Origin of the sequence: Microvirga sp. GCM10011540, from assembly GCF_042650665.1 — a bacterium.
In the GTDB taxonomy this organism is placed as follows: domain Bacteria; phylum Pseudomonadota; class Alphaproteobacteria; order Rhizobiales; family Beijerinckiaceae; genus Microvirga; species Microvirga lenta.
In genome coordinates, this window is the sequence record NZ_JBHSBQ010000138.1 from 12,172 (window position 1) to 27,402 (window position 15,231).

Sequence of the window (15,231 nt, forward strand, 5' to 3'; positions counted from 1 at the left end):
GCGCCGGTCACAGATGGAAGCGGGTTATTCCGATTCAAGCGGCCGGCGGCGGCTCGCCTTCGGGCTGCGACGGCCGCTGGGCGTGGAGGCGGTCCAGCTTGCGGTAGCGCATCACCCCGACTGGGATCGTGCCCAGGAACAGGACCGTGATCACCGTCAGCATCTCGAACGGGAAGCTCACCAGCAGGCCGAAGGCCGCCGCGGACAGGACGAAGATCGGCAGCACCCAGTGGCGCGGCACGTTGTTGCCCACGTTCTTGCCGGAATAGACCGGGATGGTCGACACCATCAGAAATGCGAGGCCGAGCAGGTACACGAGCACGACGGGGGCGAGGATCGCCTCCATGGGCACGCCCAGGAAGTTCAGGTAGAGCGGCAGCAGCGACGTGACCGCCCCCGCGGGCGCCGGCATGCCGGTGAAGAAGTTCTTCTTCCACTCGGGCCGGTGCGGATCGTCCAGCATCACGTTGAAGCGCGCCAGGCGCAACGCCATGGCGATGGCGAAGACCAGCACCACGATCCAGCCCAGCGCCCTCAGCTCGTGCAGGACGAAGCTGTAGAGGATCAGGGCCGGGGTCACGCCGAAATTCACGAAATCGGCCAGGGAATCGAGCTCCGCGCCGAAGCGCGACGTGCCCTTCAGGAGCCGGGCGACGCGCCCGTCCACCCCGTCGAGGAGCGCCGCCACCACGATGGCGATCACCGCCGGCTCGTAGCGTCCTTCATAGGCGAGCCTGATCGCCGTCAGGCCGAGGCACAGGGCGATCAGCGTGATGATGTTCGGGATGATCACGCGAACCGGAACCGGCTTGAACAAGCGTCTTTTCGGCTCGTCCGGATCGGGGGCGAAGGGGGGAAACAGGTCGCTCATGCGGAAATTCTAGGGTCAGCCATGCTCTGCGACAAGTTAGCCGACCCGGAACTGGCGTGCCGGCTCCTTGGCCGTCAGGTCCGCGAGAACCGTCTCGCCCGCCACGGCCATCTGCCCGAGGCCCACGAGGACCTGCGTGGAGAGAGGCACGTAGATGTCCAGCCTGGAGCCGAAGCGGATCAGGCCGAAGCGCTCGCCGGGGCTCAAGGAATCGCCGGTCTTGACGAAGGACACGATGCGCCGCGCCACGAGGCCGGCGATCTGCACGACGCCGATCTTCACCCCGTTGCTCTCGATCACGAGGGCATTGCGCTCGTTGTCCTCGCTGGCCTTGTCGAGCTCCGCGTTGAGGAAGAGCCCCGGCGTGTAGAGGATCTGCGTGATGCGGCCCGCGACCGGCGAGCGGTTCACGTGGCAGTCGAACACGTTCATGAAGACCGAGATGCGGGTCATCGGCTCCTGGGGAAGATCGAGCTCGGCCGGGGGAACCGCGGTGGTGATGAGGCTCACGCGCCCGTCGGCGGGCGACACCACGAGGCCCTCGCGGATGGGGGTCACCCGCGGCGGATCGCGGAAGAAGTAGCAGACCCAGACCGTGAGGATGGTGCCGATCCAGCCCAGAGGTGACCACAGAAGCGCCAGCAGGATCGTGGCGACCAGGGCGATCAGGATGAAGGGATAGCCCTCCTTGTGGATCGGCACGAAGAGGCGGCGCATCGATTCGAGGATATCGGTCATTCTCTTGGGAGCCTTGATATTTCGTTGGAGGGGGGATGGCAGGAGGGGCGGGTTCCGTCAACCCGCCACGCTTTCCTCGCTGTATTCTTCCCTTTCGGCACGCTTGAGGGTCTCGCGGGCCTCGTCCACCTGCCGCTGGCGGTTCCACATGGCGGCGTAGACGCCTCCTTGCGCCAGCAGGCCGGTGTGGGTGCCGCGCTCGACGATCCGGCCCTGGTCGAGGACGATGATTTCGTCCGCGCCGATGATCGTGGACAGGCGGTGGGCGATGACCAGGGTCGTGCGGCCGCGGCTGACCCGGTCGAGGGCGTCCTGGATCTCCTTCTCGGTGAAGGTGTCCAGGGCCGAGGTGGCCTCATCGAGCACGAGGATCGGCGGGCCCTTGAGGATGGTGCGGGCAATCGCCACCCGCTGCTTCTCGCCGCCCGAAAGCTTCAGGCCGCGCTCGCCGACCGGGGTCTCGTAGCCCTCCGGCAGGTAGCCGATGAAGCGGTCGATCTGGGCAAGGGTTGCTGCCTCCCTCACCTCCTCCTCGGAGGCGTCCCAGCGGCCGTACTGGATGTTGTAGCCGATGGTGTCGTTGAACAGCACCGTATCCTGCGGGACCATGCCGATGACCTTGCGCAGGGACGCCTGCTGCACGTCGGCAATGTTCTGCCCGTCGATGAGGATCCGCCCGCTCGTCGGCTCGTAGAAGCGGAACAGCAGGCGGGAGATGGTGGACTTGCCGGCGCCCGAGGGGCCGACGATGGCGACCGTATGGCCCGCCGGCACCTCGAAACTCACGCCCTTCAGGATCGGCCGTTCCGGAATGTAGGCGAAATGCACGTCCTCGAAGCGCACCACGCCCTTGGGGGCCTGGAGCGGCGTGGCGCCGGGCTTGTCCTCGATCTCGGGGTTGCGCTCGATGATCCTGAACATGTCCTCGATGTCGATGAGGGCCTGTTTGATCTCGCGGTAGAGCATGCCCATGAAGTTCAGCGGAATGTAGAGCTGAACCAGCATGGCGTTGACGAGGACGAAGCTGCCGATGGAGACGCGCCCCGCCATGATGTCCCGGGCCGCCAGGATCATCACGATGGTCATGCCGATGGAGAAGATCACCGCCTGGCCCGCGTTGAGCACGGCGAGCGAGGTATAGGTCTGGGTCGAGGCCTTCTCGTATTTCTCCATGGAACGGTCGTAGCGCACCGCCTCCCGCGCCTCGGCGCCGAAATACTTCACCGTCTCGTAGTTGAGGAGCGAATCGACCGCCTTGCTGTTGGCGTCCGTATCGGACTCGTTCATCCGCTTGCGGATCGAGATCCGCCACTGGGTCGCCTGATAGGTATAGCCGAGATAGATCACCACCATCACGAAGACGACGGCGGAATAGGTCCAATCGAACTCCCAGGCCAGGATCCCCAGCACGAGCGCGAATTCGAGAATCGTCGGCACCAGGGTGAGCACCACCAGGCGGGACAGCTCCTCGATGCCCTCACGGCCGCGCTCGAGGACGCGAGTGAGGCCGCCGGTCTTGCGCTCCAGGTGGAAGCGCAGGGACAGGCGATGCATGTGCTCGAAGGTCTGGAGCGCAAGCTTTCGCACCGCGTGCATCGCCACCTTGGCGAAGAGCCCGTCGCGGACCTGGGTCAGCACCGCCATGAGGACGCGGGTGACGCCGTAGATCACCGTGAGCAGGATCGGCGCCCGCCAGAGCCAGGACCCGGCGGTTTCCGCTGCGGTTCCCGCGTTGCCGCTTCCGGTCACTGCGACCAGCGCATCCGTCGCCCATTTGAACGCGAAGGGCGTCACCATGGTCACGCCCTTGGCGACCAGGAGAAGCGCGAAGGCCAGGAAGACGCGCCGCTGGAGGTCGGGGCGTCCATGGGGCCAGAGATAGGGCCAGAGCTTGCTGAGAGTGGCGGCCAAGCCGTTGGACTTCGGCGCGGACGGGCTCGCCGAAGGGGCATGGGAGGGGGACATTCTTTAGAATCCGATCAATCTGTCGGACCTGCATATAATTGATCGGCCGGACGAATTCACCCTGCCCCGGGCCGATCAGTTCGTCTTCTTCGGTTCATCCCCCGGAAGAACGAAGACCTGGCCGGGATAGATCAGGTCCGGATTGCGGATCTGCTCCTGGTTCGCGCCATAGATCACCGTGTAGCGCATGCCCTTGCCATAGGTCCGCTGGCTGATGCGCCACAGGTTGTCGCCCTTCGACACGATGGCGGTGTTGATGTTCGGAATCACCACCGTCCCCTCAGGCAGGATCGAGGCGTCCGCCGAGGCGGTCCTGGTGCCGCCCGCCGTGGACGACCCGGCCACGGACGGGCTCGAAGGGGCCGGAGCAGCCGTCCCGGCCGCAGGGGCCGGGGCCGTCATAGAGAACGGCGCCGCGGCCTGAGCCTGCGTCTGGGGCTGGGCCGCCGCGGCCACCTGGGCCGGCACGTTGAAGGCGACCTGCGCCCGCGACTTCACCTGGCCCGAGACCGGATCCACGTCGTCGAGCCGCACCCGGTAATCGCCGGGCTTCACGCCGCTGCCGATGGCGAACGAGACCTTTCCGTCGCCGCCCGCGCCGCCCGGCGCGACGAAGCTCTCGTTGAGATAGAGGCGGACCGTGGCGCCCGGGGCGCTCTGGCCGGAGACGAAGAGCTTCCCCTCCTCGGCTTCCACGGTGACGATCTTGATTTCGGGCCGGGGCGCGGCCGGCGCGGCGGGCTCCGTCGGTGCCGGCGGAGCGGCGCCCGGGGCCGCGTTGGCCTGCTGCTGAGGCGCAGGCTGGGCCGGCGTTTCGGCCGTCTTCGTCTCGGGAGCGGCCGGCTGGGCGGTCGGCTGCTCGGCCGGTGCCGGGGCCGGCTGCGCGGTCTTGGCCTCGGGCGGCTCGGGATTGGAGAGCAGCACCGTGGGCTTGTCCGGAGCGGTCAGGGCCACCAGGGGCCGGGTCTTGGCCGTGTCGAGAACCACGGTCACGCTCTCGCGGGAGCGCTGGCGGGTGCCGTCCGGCGCGATGGATTGCAGGGCGATCTGGTGGGAGCCCGGCGGCAGGGGCGGCGGAACGATGGCGAAGAGGCCCGAGGCGTCCGCCGCGGCGCGGGCATGGACGAGATCGCCGCGCAGGAGCTCTATCGTCGCACCGGGGGCCGCGCGGCCCGCGATGACGCTTTCCCCGTCGGGCTCGATCCGCACCACGTCGAAAGACGGGGCCACGGGGGCATTGGGAGCGACCCTGGCAGGCTCGGGGGAGGTTTCAGGCTTGGGCCTGGCCTCGCCCAGGGCGCCCTGGGGCAGCGGCGCCTGGGGTAGAGCCGTGGCGACCTGCGTTCCCGAATTCTCGCCAGGCCGGGCCGCGACCGGAGGAGTATCCTCGGTTTTCGCGGCGTTTTCGGACCGTTCCCAATAGAGCACGCCAAGCAGCACGGCGACGACAGCAGCTGCCGATGCGCCGAGAGCAGCGATCGTTCCCCTGTTCTGTTTCTCGTTCGCCATGATGCTTTTTCTCAACCTCAGGCACTTTCCTGCATTTAAACCGTTTATCTTTCAAAAGGCTACGGCCATAAGGGACAATAACAATGTTCTACGATTCAGCGCGGGTAGCTCCCCGCTCCTTTGAAGTGCCCATGTCAGCAATCAAATCTATTTGTGTCTATTGCGGCTCGGGATTCGGCGATGAGCCCGTTTTCGCTGAAAATGCGGCGGCATTAGGCCGCGCGATGGCCGAGCAGGGAATCCGTCTCGTCTATGGCGGCGGCAATGTCGGCCTCATGGGCACCGTGGCCCAGTCCGCCCTCGATCACGGGGGCTATGTCACCGGAATCATCCCGGACTTCCTGAAATCCCGCGAGAAGCTCCTCGACGACGTCCAGGAGACCATCGTGGTTCCCGACATGCACACCCGCAAACGGCTCATGTTCGAGAAGGCGGATGCCTTCGTGGCGCTTCCCGGCGGCATCGGGACCCTGGAGGAGCTGGTGGAGCAGATGACCTGGGCCCAGCTCGGGCGCCACACCAAGCCGATTCTCCTGCTCAGCACCAACGGCTTCTGGAAGCCCCTGCTGACCCTCTTCGCCCACATGCGCGAGCAGGGTTTCATCCGTCCTGGCCTCGAGCTCAACTACCTGGTCGCGGAGCGCGTCGAGGAAGTGATCCCGATGCTCGAAGCCTCCGCCCGCCGCATCGGCCTCGTCGGCAACGAGGATATGATCGAGGGACGGTTCTAGCGCCGCAATTTCCCTCATTCGCCTCGGGCCGAGCCGGGCGGCTGCCCTGGCGGCCCGCCCCTCCTCACCGCATCGTGAGCGCCAAGCCGTTCCCACGGCGCGATCGCCCGCAAGCTCGGGCAGAACCATGCCCAGGCCGGGAGGTTGACGTTTGAACTGCTCATTCAGGAGGAGCTCATGCGTCATTTCTTCATCTCAACGGCCCTCGTCGCGGGGTGCCTCGTCGGAGGCTCCGCCTGGGCGCAAGGCGTGGGCGGCGGCCCGATCGGAGGCGGCTCCATCGGCGGATCGAGCATCGGCACGTCGTCGCCGTCCGCCCCGCCGACTGGCTCCGAGACGGGCGTCCTGAACCGTCAGCCGTCCTCGGAGGGTCTCCTGGGAACGCCGGGCAGCCTGAACGAGCGCGGCCTTCAGGGGACCACGGGCAATCTCTACGAGGAAGGCCTCCTCGGCGTCGACGGGGAGCTCAGCGATCCGACGGCACCGGACCGCGCCATCACCGATCCGGACAACACGGGCACGCTTGGCGGCTCGGTGGAGCAATCGGACGATACGACCATCGTCGATTCCCCGCTCGAGCGCGGCATCTGCGTCGGCTGCTGAGGACGTTCCGTCCTCGCGAGAGGGGCGACGGGCTCGCGAGAGCATCGTGCGGAAAGTGGATCCGGTTTTCCGCTCGAACGATGCTCCTGGCTCAGGAGAAAGCATCGGACCCAAAAGTGCAGATCCACTTTTGGGTCCGATGCTTTAAAGCCCCGCCCCGCTCTTCAGGAGCTTGTAGGTCATCGAATCCGTCAGCGCCTGGAACGAGGCGTCGATGATGTTCGCGGACACGCCGATGGTGGTCCAGCGGTCGCCGGAGGCGTCGCCGAACTCGATCAGCACGCGGGTGACCGCGTCCGAACCGCCCTGGTAGATGCGCACCTTGTAGTCGATCAGCTCCAGGTCCTGGATCAGGTCCTGGTACTTGCCCAGATCCTTGCGCAGGGCCACGTCGAGGGCGTTCACCGGGCCGTTGCCCTCCGCGGCCGAGATCAGCACCTCGTCGCCCACCCTCACCTTCACGATGGCTTCCGAAGCGGTGACCATCTCGCCGACAGCGTTGAAGCGGCGCTCCACGCTCACGGAGAAACGCTCCACGTCGAAGAAGGCCGGCACCTCGCCGAGCATCCGCTTGACCAGCACGTAGAAGGAGGCATCCGCCCCCTCGAAGGCGAAGCCTTCCGCCTCCTTGCGCTTCACCTCCTCCAGCAGCCGGCCGACGCGCGGATCGCCCCTCTCGAGCTCGAAGCCGAGACGCTTCAGCTCGGCGAGAACGTTGGATTGGCCGCCCTGGTCGGAGACCAGGACCTTCCGCACGTTGCCGACGATCTCCGGCTCCACGTGCTCGTAGGTGCGCGGATCCTTAAGGACCGCCGAGGCATGGATGCCGGCCTTGGTCGCGAAGGCGCTCGCGCCCACGAAGGGCGCGTGGCGGTTCGCCGGCCGGTTCAGGATCTCGTCCACCTGCCGCGACACGTGGGTGAGCTGACTCAGCGTCTCGTCCGTGACGCCGAGTTCGAACCGGGAGGCATAGCCGTCCTTCAGCTTCAGGGCACCGATGAGGGTGACCAGATTGGCGTTGCCGCAGCGCTCCCCAAGGCCGTTGAGCGTGCCCTGGATGTGCCGGGCGCCCGCCTCCACGGCGGCGAGCGAATTGGCGACGGCGCAGCCGCAATCGTCATGGGCATGGATGCCGAGATGCGAGCCCGGCACCGCCTTCGTCACCTCGGCCACGATGGCCGAGACCTCGTGCGGCAGCGTGCCCCCGTTGGTGTCGCACAGCACGACCCAGCGGGCGCCGGCCTCGTAGGCGGCTTTGGCGCAGGACAGCGCATAACCGGGATTGGCCTTGTAGCCGTCGAAGAAGTGCTCGCAATCCACCGCCACCTCGCGGCCCTTGGCGCGGGCGGCCTCGACGCTGTCGCGGATGCCGGCGAGATTTTCGTCCAGCGTGGTCTCCAGCGCCACGTGGACATGGTAGTCCCAGGCCTTGGCGACGAAGCAGATCGCGTCGGCCTCGGCCTCCAGGAGCGCCGCGACGCCGGGATCGTTCGAGACGGAGCGGCCGGAGCGCTTGGTCATGCCGAAGGCGGTGAACTTGGCCCGTTTCGTCCGCTTTTCCGCAAAGAAGGCCGTGTCGAGCGGGTTCGCTCCCGGATAGCCGCCCTCCACGTAATCGATGCCGAGCCGGTCGAGCAGGCTCGCGATCGCCTTCTTGTCCTCGAGGGAGAAGTCGACCCCGGTGGTCTGCGCGCCGTCGCGCAGGGTTGTGTCGAAGAGATGGATGCGCTCGCGGGTCATGACGGACGTCTCTGTTCCTCGGGATCGGCGAGACGCTTCTCCATGGTGGTGTTGCCGAGCCACTCGTCGCCCAGCGGCACGGTGTTGCGGCGCTGGGGCTGGAAACCGCGCTGCTCGAAGAACAGGCGCGCCGTGTCGCTCACGTCGGCCACGAGGCGCTTGGAGCCGCGCGCCGTCGCGAGCTTCTCGACCGCGTCGTAGAGCATGGCGCCGACGCCCTGCCCCGCCACGTCGGGATGCACGTAGAACAGGTCGATCAGCTCGTTGTCGTGGAGTGCGATGAACCCGACCGGCGAGCCCTCCACCGTGGCGACCAGGGTCAGCCCCTTGGTGAACCGCAGGGGGAAGGATTCGTCGTCGGCCTTGGCCGCCCAGGCCTCCCGCTGGCTCTCGCTGTAATCCTCCTCGGTCAGCTCCTCGACGCTCGCCTGGAAGATCTCGAGCAGCAGAGGCACGTCGGCCGGCAGGAACGGGCGCAGGCCCGGTTTCGGAAGCGACTGTCCCATCAGCGTGCAACCTCCCAGGTGGACGTGCCGTCCTTGTTGTCCTTCACCACGACCCCGAGCGCGGCGAGTTCGTCGCGGATGCGATCCGACTCGGACCAGTTCTTCGTGGCGCGGGCCTCCCTGCGGGCGGCGATCAGCGCCTCGACGATGGCCGGGTCGATCCCGAGCGTCGCCTGCTTGCGCGCCTTCCAGGCCGCAGCCCCCTCGGTCAGGAAGCCGAGCGCGCGGAGATTGGCGCCCAGTTCCGCGTGCGCCCCCTGCCCGTCCAGCGCATGGAGTTCGGCCAGCATCTTCGGCGTGTTGAGGTCGTCCGACAATGCCTCGACGATCTGGGGCGACAGGGCGGCGGACGAGCCGTCGCCCGCCAGATCGTACCAGCGGTCGAGGGTCTTCTCGCTTTCCTCCAGCCCCTTGGCGGTCCAGTCGATGGGCTGGCGGTAATGGGTGCGCAGCATGTTGAAGCGCAATACCTCGCCCGGCCAGTCCTTCAGCAGGTCGTGGATGGTGAAGAAGTTGCCGAGCGACTTCGACATCTTCTCGCCTTCCACCTGCAGGAAGCCGTTATGCATCCAGACATTGGCCATGCGGGGCGTGTCGAAGGCGCAGCAGGACTGCGCGATCTCGTTCTCGTGGTGCGGGAAGACGAGGTCGATGCCGCCGCCATGGATGTCGAAGATCTCGCGCTCCGTCGGATCGGCGCAGGAGAGCCGCGTCTCGAACGCCTTCACCAGATGCCGCCAGGACATGGCGGAGCACTCGATGTGCCAGCCGGGACGGCCGGGCGTCGCGATGCCGGCGGGCGAAGGCCAGGCCGGGTCCTGCGGGCCGGAGGGCTTCCAGAGCACGAAGTCCATCGGGTCGCGCTTGTAGGGCGCCACGTCGACCCGGGCGCCGGACAGGAGCTCGTCGAGGGAACGCTTGGAGAAGGCGCCGTATTTCGGCACCTTCGGCAGGTTCTGCATGGCCGCGACGGAGAAGAGCACGTGCTCCTCCGCCACATAGGCCGCGCCGCGCTCGATCAGCCGCTCGATGATCATGCGCATCTCGTCGATGTGCTCGGTCGCCCGCGGCTCGACGAAGCGCGGAGGCTGCCCCGCCTCGTTCACGTCCTCGGGCATGAGGACGCCGAGCGCCCGGATGTCGGCGTGGAACTGCGCCTCGGTCTTGGCCGTCACCTCGCGGATCGCATCGTTGTGGGGCAGGTCCGGGTAATCGCGGGCGGCGCGGGCGTTAATCTTGTCGTCCACATCCGTGATGTTGCGCACATACGTCACGGCGTCCGTGCCGTAGAGATGGCGCAGTAGACGGAAGAGAAGATCGAAAACGATGATCGGACGCGCATTGCCGATATGGGCATAGTCGTAGACGGTCGGGCCGCAGACGTAGAGGCGCACGTTCCTCTCGTCGATCGGGACGAAGTCGTCCTTCGATCGGGTCAGCGTGTTGTAGAGCCGCAGGTTGGGCGCCATGAAACCAAGTCCCTTCAGGCCGCAGGCCGGAGGATGGTTTCGATCTTGGAACGAGAACGAGACGGCTCCAGCCAGCGAAATGCGCTAGCTGCAAATAATCCCGGAAATGAGGATCGTTGCCGTGGTCATAGCAAAGATCAATGCCCTTTCAGCCGACCGGCGTCAAGGTTCCCGCCAGCTTGGCATGTTTTATTTGCACAAATGCATGCAACGGGCATTTGACAGCAGCGTTAGAGCTTTGTTCATGCCCCTTCGTGATAATACATCACGAGTAGAGTTCAGTGAGGTTTTCATGCGCCGCGCATATGCCATGCTCGGGTTGGGTACTGCTTTGTTTTTTGCAGCCGCGTCCTTGACCCTCCTGCCGAACGGGACTCAAGCCTCATCCACCCAGGCCACCTTCCTCGTCCCCGCCGCCGACGGTTACGGCGTCGCGGATTGCCTCATCTCAAGCCAGTCATGTGGCCAAGTTGTGGCGGACACCTGGTGCGAGGCCCACGGCTACACCCGCGCCGTCTCCTTCCGGCAGGTCGCCCCCCACGAGGTGACGGGCACCGTCCAGAAAGCATCCCTCGATACGCAGGAACTGCTTCCGGTCGCGATCACCTGCACCAACTGATCTTCGAATACTTGAAGTTGCTTCATCATGGCCGGGCCCTCCCCGGCCATTTTCGTGCCCGGCATCCATAGAACTCTCCTCCCCGATCTCGGGCCAGTCGGAGTTCGCCGGAAACTCGGCCCTGCTCTCCTCCCTCACGGACCTCGGGCCTCGCCGGAAGCGCCGCGTTGCTCTCCTCCCCCTTGTGGGGAGGAGGTGGAGGTGGGGGTGTGAGCGATAGCCTATGAAGGTCCGGCGCCGGCGCCCCCACCCTGGCCCTCCCCACAAGGGGGAGGGAAAAGAGGTCGCGCCAGACAGCGCCACGTCCACGAGGTGGGCTCTTTACCCCTTCAGCCACTCGCCGCATTTCGGCGGGACCTCCGTTCCCCACGGCATGAGCGGCACGGTGGAGGTGGAGTTCTTCGGCGAGCCTTCGATGGGGCGGTCGGAATAGACCATGTAGACCAGGGTGTTGCGCTTGGCGTCGCAGCCGCGGACGATCTGCATCTTCTTGAAGATCAGCGACCGGCGCTCGCTGAACACCACGTCGCCCTGGCCGAACTTGCCCTTGAAGCGCACCGGGCCGACCTGGCGGCAGGCGAGTGAGATGTCGGAGACCTCCTCGGCCACGCCGAAGGTTCCCGAAATGCCGCCGCGCTCGGGGGTCGTGTAGTGGCAGGCCACGCCCTCCACCAGGGGATCGTCGAGCCCGTAGACCGCCAGCTTGTCGTCGGGCGTCAGGGCCCGCCATACGGTGGACTTCTTGAAGATCAGGTCCGGCTCCTGGGCCGCGGCACCCGAAGCCGTTCCCAGGATCAGCGCCACGGCCAGAGCGATTCGAGCAAACATCGTGAACTCCCAACGTTAAGCTCGCATGTGGGGATTGCCCCGTCCTTTGACGAGGGCTCACTCGGGGTGATGGCTCACCACGCAGATCTTGTTGCCGTCGAGATCCCGGAAATAGGCGCCGTAATAGTTCCGGTGGTAATGCGGCCGCAGGCCCGGCGCGCCCTCGTCGGCCCCGCCCTTCTCCAGGGCCGCCGCGTGGCAGGCGTCGACCTGGGACCTTTTCGCGGCCAGCAGGGCCACCATGGCGCCGTTCCCGGGGGAGGCCTCCCGGCCGTCGAAGGGCCGCGCCACGATGAATTGCGGGCGGCCGCCCGGCAGGCCGTAGCCCAGGAGCATCTCGTTGGAATACCGCACCTCCAGCCCCAGCGGCGCCAGCACCGCATCGTAAAAGGTCCTGGCGCGGGCGAGGTCATTTGATCCGATGGTCGTATGGCTGTACATGGGGGCTCGTATTCCGGTCCGGCGGGCGTTTTTCGCATGGGAGGCTAGTTGGCCTCCCGCGGGGCGGGCAAGGGGATAACCACATTAGGGCCAAGTTCACGACGTCATATCACCATCGACTCGCGACATGACGCCCTGACGAATCCGGTTTAGCGACAAGCTTGATGACAAAGACACCCTTCTTCCGCTCCCTGATCGCCGCCGCGGCCTTCCTCGTCACCGGGGGAGTCGCCATCGCCCAGTCGCCGGAATGCCAGCGCTTCCGCGCGGAGCTCGCGGCCCTCGAACGGGGCGGCGGACAGGCCCAGACCGCCGCCATGCAGGCCCAGCGGAACGAGCTGAACCGGCTCCTGCGCTACTACCGCTCCATCGGCTGCGATCGCGGCCCCCTCGGGTTCCTCGCAGGCCCGGCTCCGGCCGAGTGCGGCGCCATCGCCGGGCAGATCCGCCAGCTCGAGGCCGGCTATGCGCGCCTCGCCCAGCAGGCCGCGGCCTCGGGCGAGGTCGAGTTCCGCCGCCGTCAGCTCCAGGCCGCCGTGCAGCAAACCTGCAGCACCGAGCAGCCCCGCGGCTTCTTCGAATCCCTGTTCGGCCCGCCGCGCGGCCAGCCCCAGCCGTCCGAGATCATGCCCGAAGGCCAGCCGATCATCGCCGACGGCGAGCAGTCCCTGGGCGGGCGCCAGCTCGTCTGCGTGAGGACCTGCGACGGCTCCTACTTCCCCCTGAGCAACGCCCCCGGCGGGCGCCAGGGCGCCGACGAGATGTGCCAGGCCCTCTGCCCCGGGACGGAAACCCGCGCCTTCGCCAGCCCCGGCGGTGACGACGGCCTGAACCGGGCGATCTCGGTCTCGACCAACCAGCCCTACACGTCGCTCGCGAACGCCTTCAAGTTCCGCAAGACCTTCGACGAGAGCTGCGCCTGCAAGAAGGAGAACGAGAGCTGGGCCGTCGTGCTGCGCCGGGCCGAGAGCATGCTCGAACAGCGCAAGGGCGACGTGATCGTCACCGCCGAAAAGTCCGAGGAACTGTCGCGCCCGAAGGCGACCCAGGCCCGCAAGGCCGCCGACAAGAAGGCGGACGAGGAAAGCCAGGCCGCCGCCGAGGCGGGCGATTCCGCCCCGACCGCGAGCCGCGAATCCGCCGGCATCGGGCCCCAGGCCATCGAGGGTGCGACGGTGGTGAACCAGGGCGAAGGCACGCGGCAGGAGGTCGTGGCTAGCGATGGCACCAAGCGCACCATCCGCGTGATCGCGCCCAACGTCATTCCGGTGCCGAACGCGAAGAACTGATCCTTCGGGCGGCCCCGCGCGTCGAAAATTCGGCTTGGACGACTCCGCCGGGAACGGTCGGCGGAGTTCAGCCCGTGCCCGTTTCGTGCTATCAGGCCGTGCCATGAAACCCATCGATTTCCGTCAGAGCCTTCACCCCTCCGACGCCTCGGAGCCGATCATCTCGGTCTCGGGCCTGGAGAAGACCTATGCGTCCGGCTTCCAGGCCCTGCGGAAGGTCGACCTGGAGATTCGCCGCGGCGAGATCTTCGCCCTGCTGGGACCGAACGGGGCCGGCAAGACCACCCTGATCAGCATCGTGTGCGGGATCGTGAACCCGAGCTCCGGCACCGTCCTGGCCGACGGCCACGACATCGTCCGGGACTACCGGGCCGCCCGCTCCAAGATCGGCCTCGTACCGCAGGAGCTTTCCACCGACGCCTTCGAGAGCGTGTGGGCGACCGTGAGCTTCAGCCGCGGCCTCTTCGGCAAGAAGCCCGATCCCGCCTATCTCGAGAAGATCCTGAAGGACCTGTCCCTCTGGGAGAAGAAGGACAGCAGGATCATGACCCTGTCCGGGGGCATGAAGCGGCGCGTCATGATCGCCAAGGCCCTGTCGCACGAGCCCAAGATCCTGTTCCTCGACGAACCCACGGCCGGCGTCGACGTGGAGCTCAGGCGCGACATGTGGGAGATGGTGCGCGGCCTCCGGGAGAGCGGCGTCACCATCATCCTGACCACCCACTACATCGAGGAGGCCGAGGAGATGGCCGACCGGATCGGGGTGATCAACAAGGGCGAGATCGTGCTGGTCGAGGACAAGGCCGTCCTGATGCGGAAGCTCGGAAAGAAGGAGCTGACCCTGCAACTGCAGAACCCGCTCGCGGCGATCCCGCCGGAGCTTTCCGCCTATCCGCTCCAGTTGTCCGCCGACGGAACGGAGCTCGTCTACACCTTCGACACCCAGCAGGAGGAGACCGGCATCGCCGGCCTGCTGCGGCGGCTGGGCGAGCACGGCATCGACTTCAAGGATCTCCAGACCAGCCAGAGCTCGCTGGAGGACATCTTCGTCGATCTGGTCAGGGGACGCGCATGAACATCCACGCCATCAAGGCCATCTATCTGTTCGAGATGGCGCGCACCTGGCGCACGCTGATGCAGAGCATCGCGTCGCCGGTGATCTCGACCTCGCTCTACTTCATCGTCTTCGGCTCGGCCATCGGGTCGCGGATGGCGAATATCGACGGGATCAGCTACGGCGCGTTCATCGTGCCGGGTCTGATCATGCTCTCCATCCTGACGGAGAGCATCTCCAACGCCGCCTTCGGCATCTACATGCCGAAATTCACCGGCACCATCTACGAGCTGCTATCGGCGCCGGTCTCCGCCATGGAGACCGTGATCGGCTATGTGGGCGCGGCGGCCTCGAAGTCGATCATCCTGGGCACGATCATCCTGATCACGGCCCGGCTGTTCGTGGATTTCTCCATCACGACTCCGCTGTGGATGATCGCGTTCCTGGTGCTGACCTCCGTCACCTTCAGCCTGTTCGGCTTCATCATCGGCATCTGGGCGGACAGCTTCCAGAAGCTGCAGGTCATCCCGCTGATGATCGTGACGCCCCTCGCCTTCCTGGGCGGCAGCTTCTACTCGATCAACATGCTCCCGCCGTTCTGGCAGACCATCGCCCTGTTCAACCCGGTCGTCTACCTCGTGAGCGGCTTCCGCTGGAGCTTCTACGGCGTGTCCGACGTGGGCGTCGGCATCAGCCTCGGCATGACCCTGGTGTTCATGCTGATCTGCCTCGCGGCCATCGGCTGGATCTTCCGGACGGGGTACAAGATCAAGGCGTGAGGGGCGCCACTGATATTCCGATGACGAGCGATGGGCTCCCTCTCCGTCATTCCGGGGCGAGCGTAGCGAGAGCCCGGAACCCATAGCCG

The 15,231-nt window shown here is 66.5% G+C and carries 15 protein-coding genes; 6 read left to right on the forward strand and 9 right to left on the reverse strand.

The genetic code is table 11. From position 1 onward, the window contains the following. Positions 1-34 precede the first annotated feature (34 nt). From pssA to ACFOYU_RS21510, 4 genes are all read right to left on the reverse strand, one after another. Complete coding sequence (pssA, locus tag ACFOYU_RS21495) at positions 35-871, reverse strand: CDP-diacylglycerol--serine O-phosphatidyltransferase (RefSeq protein WP_377035168.1); 837 nt, start codon at positions 869-871, stop codon at positions 35-37. Between the two features lie 36 nt (positions 872-907). Beyond that, positions 908-1,609, reverse strand: coding sequence for a phosphatidylserine decarboxylase (locus ACFOYU_RS21500; protein ID WP_226741218.1), 702 nt, complete (start codon positions 1,607-1,609; stop codon positions 908-910). Between the two features lie 57 nt (positions 1,610-1,666). Then, positions 1,667-3,574, reverse strand: a complete 1,908-nt coding sequence (locus ACFOYU_RS21505) for an ABCB family ABC transporter ATP-binding protein/permease (RefSeq protein ID WP_377035169.1) — start codon at positions 3,572-3,574, stop codon at positions 1,667-1,669. Positions 3,575-3,649: 75 nt separating this feature from the next. Then, the gene (locus tag ACFOYU_RS21510) at positions 3,650-5,083 is read right to left on the reverse strand and encodes a LysM peptidoglycan-binding domain-containing protein (RefSeq protein ID WP_377035170.1); all 1,434 of its coding nucleotides are present in this window, start codon (positions 5,081-5,083) and stop codon (positions 3,650-3,652) included. 131 nt (positions 5,084-5,214) lie between these two features. Between ACFOYU_RS21510 and ACFOYU_RS21515 the strand changes: the two genes are divergently transcribed. Beyond that, positions 5,215-5,814, forward strand: coding sequence for a TIGR00730 family Rossman fold protein (locus tag ACFOYU_RS21515; RefSeq protein WP_377035171.1), 600 nt, complete (start codon positions 5,215-5,217; stop codon positions 5,812-5,814). Between the two features lie 177 nt (positions 5,815-5,991). Then, positions 5,992-6,417 (forward strand): hypothetical protein, encoded by a 426-nt coding sequence (locus ACFOYU_RS21520; RefSeq protein ID WP_226741222.1) that lies wholly within the window; start codon positions 5,992-5,994, stop codon positions 6,415-6,417. A gap of 144 nt (positions 6,418-6,561) precedes the next feature. Here the strand turns inward: ACFOYU_RS21520 and cimA are convergent, their stop codons facing one another. From cimA to cysS, 3 genes are read right to left on the reverse strand one after another with little or no spacing between them, the layout of a single operon-like run. Beyond that, positions 6,562-8,157, reverse strand: coding sequence for a citramalate synthase (gene cimA / locus ACFOYU_RS21525; protein WP_377035172.1), 1,596 nt, complete (start codon positions 8,155-8,157; stop codon positions 6,562-6,564). Then, on the reverse strand, positions 8,154-8,663 hold the full coding sequence (locus ACFOYU_RS21530) for a GNAT family N-acetyltransferase (RefSeq protein ID WP_377035173.1): 510 nt from the start codon (positions 8,661-8,663) through the stop codon (positions 8,154-8,156). The genes cimA and ACFOYU_RS21530 overlap by 4 nt, the downstream gene beginning before the upstream one ends. Beyond that, complete coding sequence (gene cysS / locus ACFOYU_RS21535; protein WP_377035174.1) at positions 8,663-10,132, reverse strand: cysteine--tRNA ligase; 1,470 nt, start codon at positions 10,130-10,132, stop codon at positions 8,663-8,665. Before cysS ends, ACFOYU_RS21530 begins: the two co-directional genes overlap by 1 nt. Before the next feature lie 292 nt (positions 10,133-10,424). Between cysS and ACFOYU_RS21540 the strand changes: the two genes are divergently transcribed. Continuing rightward, a complete protein-coding gene (locus tag ACFOYU_RS21540; protein ID WP_377035175.1) occupies positions 10,425-10,751 on the forward strand; it encodes a hypothetical protein in 327 nt (108 codons plus the stop codon). Positions 10,752-11,072: 321 nt separating this feature from the next. Here ACFOYU_RS21540 and ACFOYU_RS21545 read toward each other — a convergent pair whose 3' ends face one another. Continuing rightward, entirely contained in the window at positions 11,073-11,579 is a 507-nt protein-coding gene (locus tag ACFOYU_RS21545; protein WP_226741227.1) for a CreA family protein, read from the reverse strand. Positions 11,580-11,636: 57 nt separating this feature from the next. Next, the gene (locus ACFOYU_RS21550; RefSeq protein WP_226741228.1) at positions 11,637-12,020 is read right to left on the reverse strand and encodes a VOC family protein; all 384 of its coding nucleotides are present in this window, start codon (positions 12,018-12,020) and stop codon (positions 11,637-11,639) included. Between the two features lie 164 nt (positions 12,021-12,184). Here ACFOYU_RS21550 and ACFOYU_RS21555 point away from each other — a divergent pair, with 164 nt between their 5' ends. The 3 genes from ACFOYU_RS21555 (at position 12,185) to ACFOYU_RS21565 (ending at position 15,142) form a co-directional block, all read left to right on the forward strand. After that, positions 12,185-13,309 carry a DUF2865 domain-containing protein gene (locus tag ACFOYU_RS21555; protein ID WP_226741229.1) on the forward strand — a complete coding sequence of 375 codons (1,125 nt, stop codon included), beginning with the start codon at positions 12,185-12,187 and terminating at the stop codon, positions 13,307-13,309. A 103-nt stretch (positions 13,310-13,412) separates the two neighbouring features. Beyond that, positions 13,413-14,384, forward strand: a complete 972-nt coding sequence (locus ACFOYU_RS21560) for an ABC transporter ATP-binding protein (RefSeq protein ID WP_377035176.1) — start codon at positions 13,413-13,415, stop codon at positions 14,382-14,384. After that, positions 14,381-15,142 carry an ABC transporter permease gene (locus ACFOYU_RS21565; protein ID WP_377035177.1) on the forward strand — a complete coding sequence of 254 codons (762 nt, stop codon included), beginning with the start codon at positions 14,381-14,383 and terminating at the stop codon, positions 15,140-15,142. The genes ACFOYU_RS21560 and ACFOYU_RS21565 overlap by 4 nt, the downstream gene beginning before the upstream one ends. Positions 15,143-15,231 lie beyond the last annotated feature (89 nt).

Coding starts and splice junctions, on each gene's coding strand:
- ACFOYU_RS21560 (WP_377035176.1), top strand. CDS start 13,413: ATGAAACCCATCGATTTCCGTCAGAGCCTTCACCCCTCCGACGCCTCG.
- ACFOYU_RS21515 (WP_377035171.1), top strand. CDS start 5,215: ATGTCAGCAATCAAATCTATTTGTGTCTATTGCGGCTCGGGATTCGGC.
- ACFOYU_RS21555 (WP_226741229.1), top strand. CDS start 12,185: ATGACAAAGACACCCTTCTTCCGCTCCCTGATCGCCGCCGCGGCCTTC.
- ACFOYU_RS21505 (WP_377035169.1), bottom strand. CDS start 3,574: ATGTCCCCCTCCCATGCCCCTTCGGCGAGCCCGTCCGCGCCGAAGTCC.
- ACFOYU_RS21550 (WP_226741228.1), bottom strand. CDS start 12,020: ATGTACAGCCATACGACCATCGGATCAAATGACCTCGCCCGCGCCAGG.
- ACFOYU_RS21510 (WP_377035170.1), bottom strand. CDS start 5,083: ATGGCGAACGAGAAACAGAACAGGGGAACGATCGCTGCTCTCGGCGCA.
- pssA (WP_377035168.1), bottom strand. CDS start 871: ATGAGCGACCTGTTTCCCCCCTTCGCCCCCGATCCGGACGAGCCGAAA.
- ACFOYU_RS21540 (WP_377035175.1), top strand. CDS start 10,425: ATGCGCCGCGCATATGCCATGCTCGGGTTGGGTACTGCTTTGTTTTTT.
- ACFOYU_RS21520 (WP_226741222.1), top strand. CDS start 5,992: ATGCGTCATTTCTTCATCTCAACGGCCCTCGTCGCGGGGTGCCTCGTC.
- ACFOYU_RS21530 (WP_377035173.1), bottom strand. CDS start 8,663: ATGGGACAGTCGCTTCCGAAACCGGGCCTGCGCCCGTTCCTGCCGGCC.
- cimA (WP_377035172.1), bottom strand. CDS start 8,157: ATGACCCGCGAGCGCATCCATCTCTTCGACACAACCCTGCGCGACGGC.
- ACFOYU_RS21500 (WP_226741218.1), bottom strand. CDS start 1,609: ATGACCGATATCCTCGAATCGATGCGCCGCCTCTTCGTGCCGATCCAC.
- cysS (WP_377035174.1), bottom strand. CDS start 10,132: ATGGCGCCCAACCTGCGGCTCTACAACACGCTGACCCGATCGAAGGAC.
- ACFOYU_RS21565 (WP_377035177.1), top strand. CDS start 14,381: ATGAACATCCACGCCATCAAGGCCATCTATCTGTTCGAGATGGCGCGC.
- ACFOYU_RS21545 (WP_226741227.1), bottom strand. CDS start 11,579: ATGTTTGCTCGAATCGCTCTGGCCGTGGCGCTGATCCTGGGAACGGCT.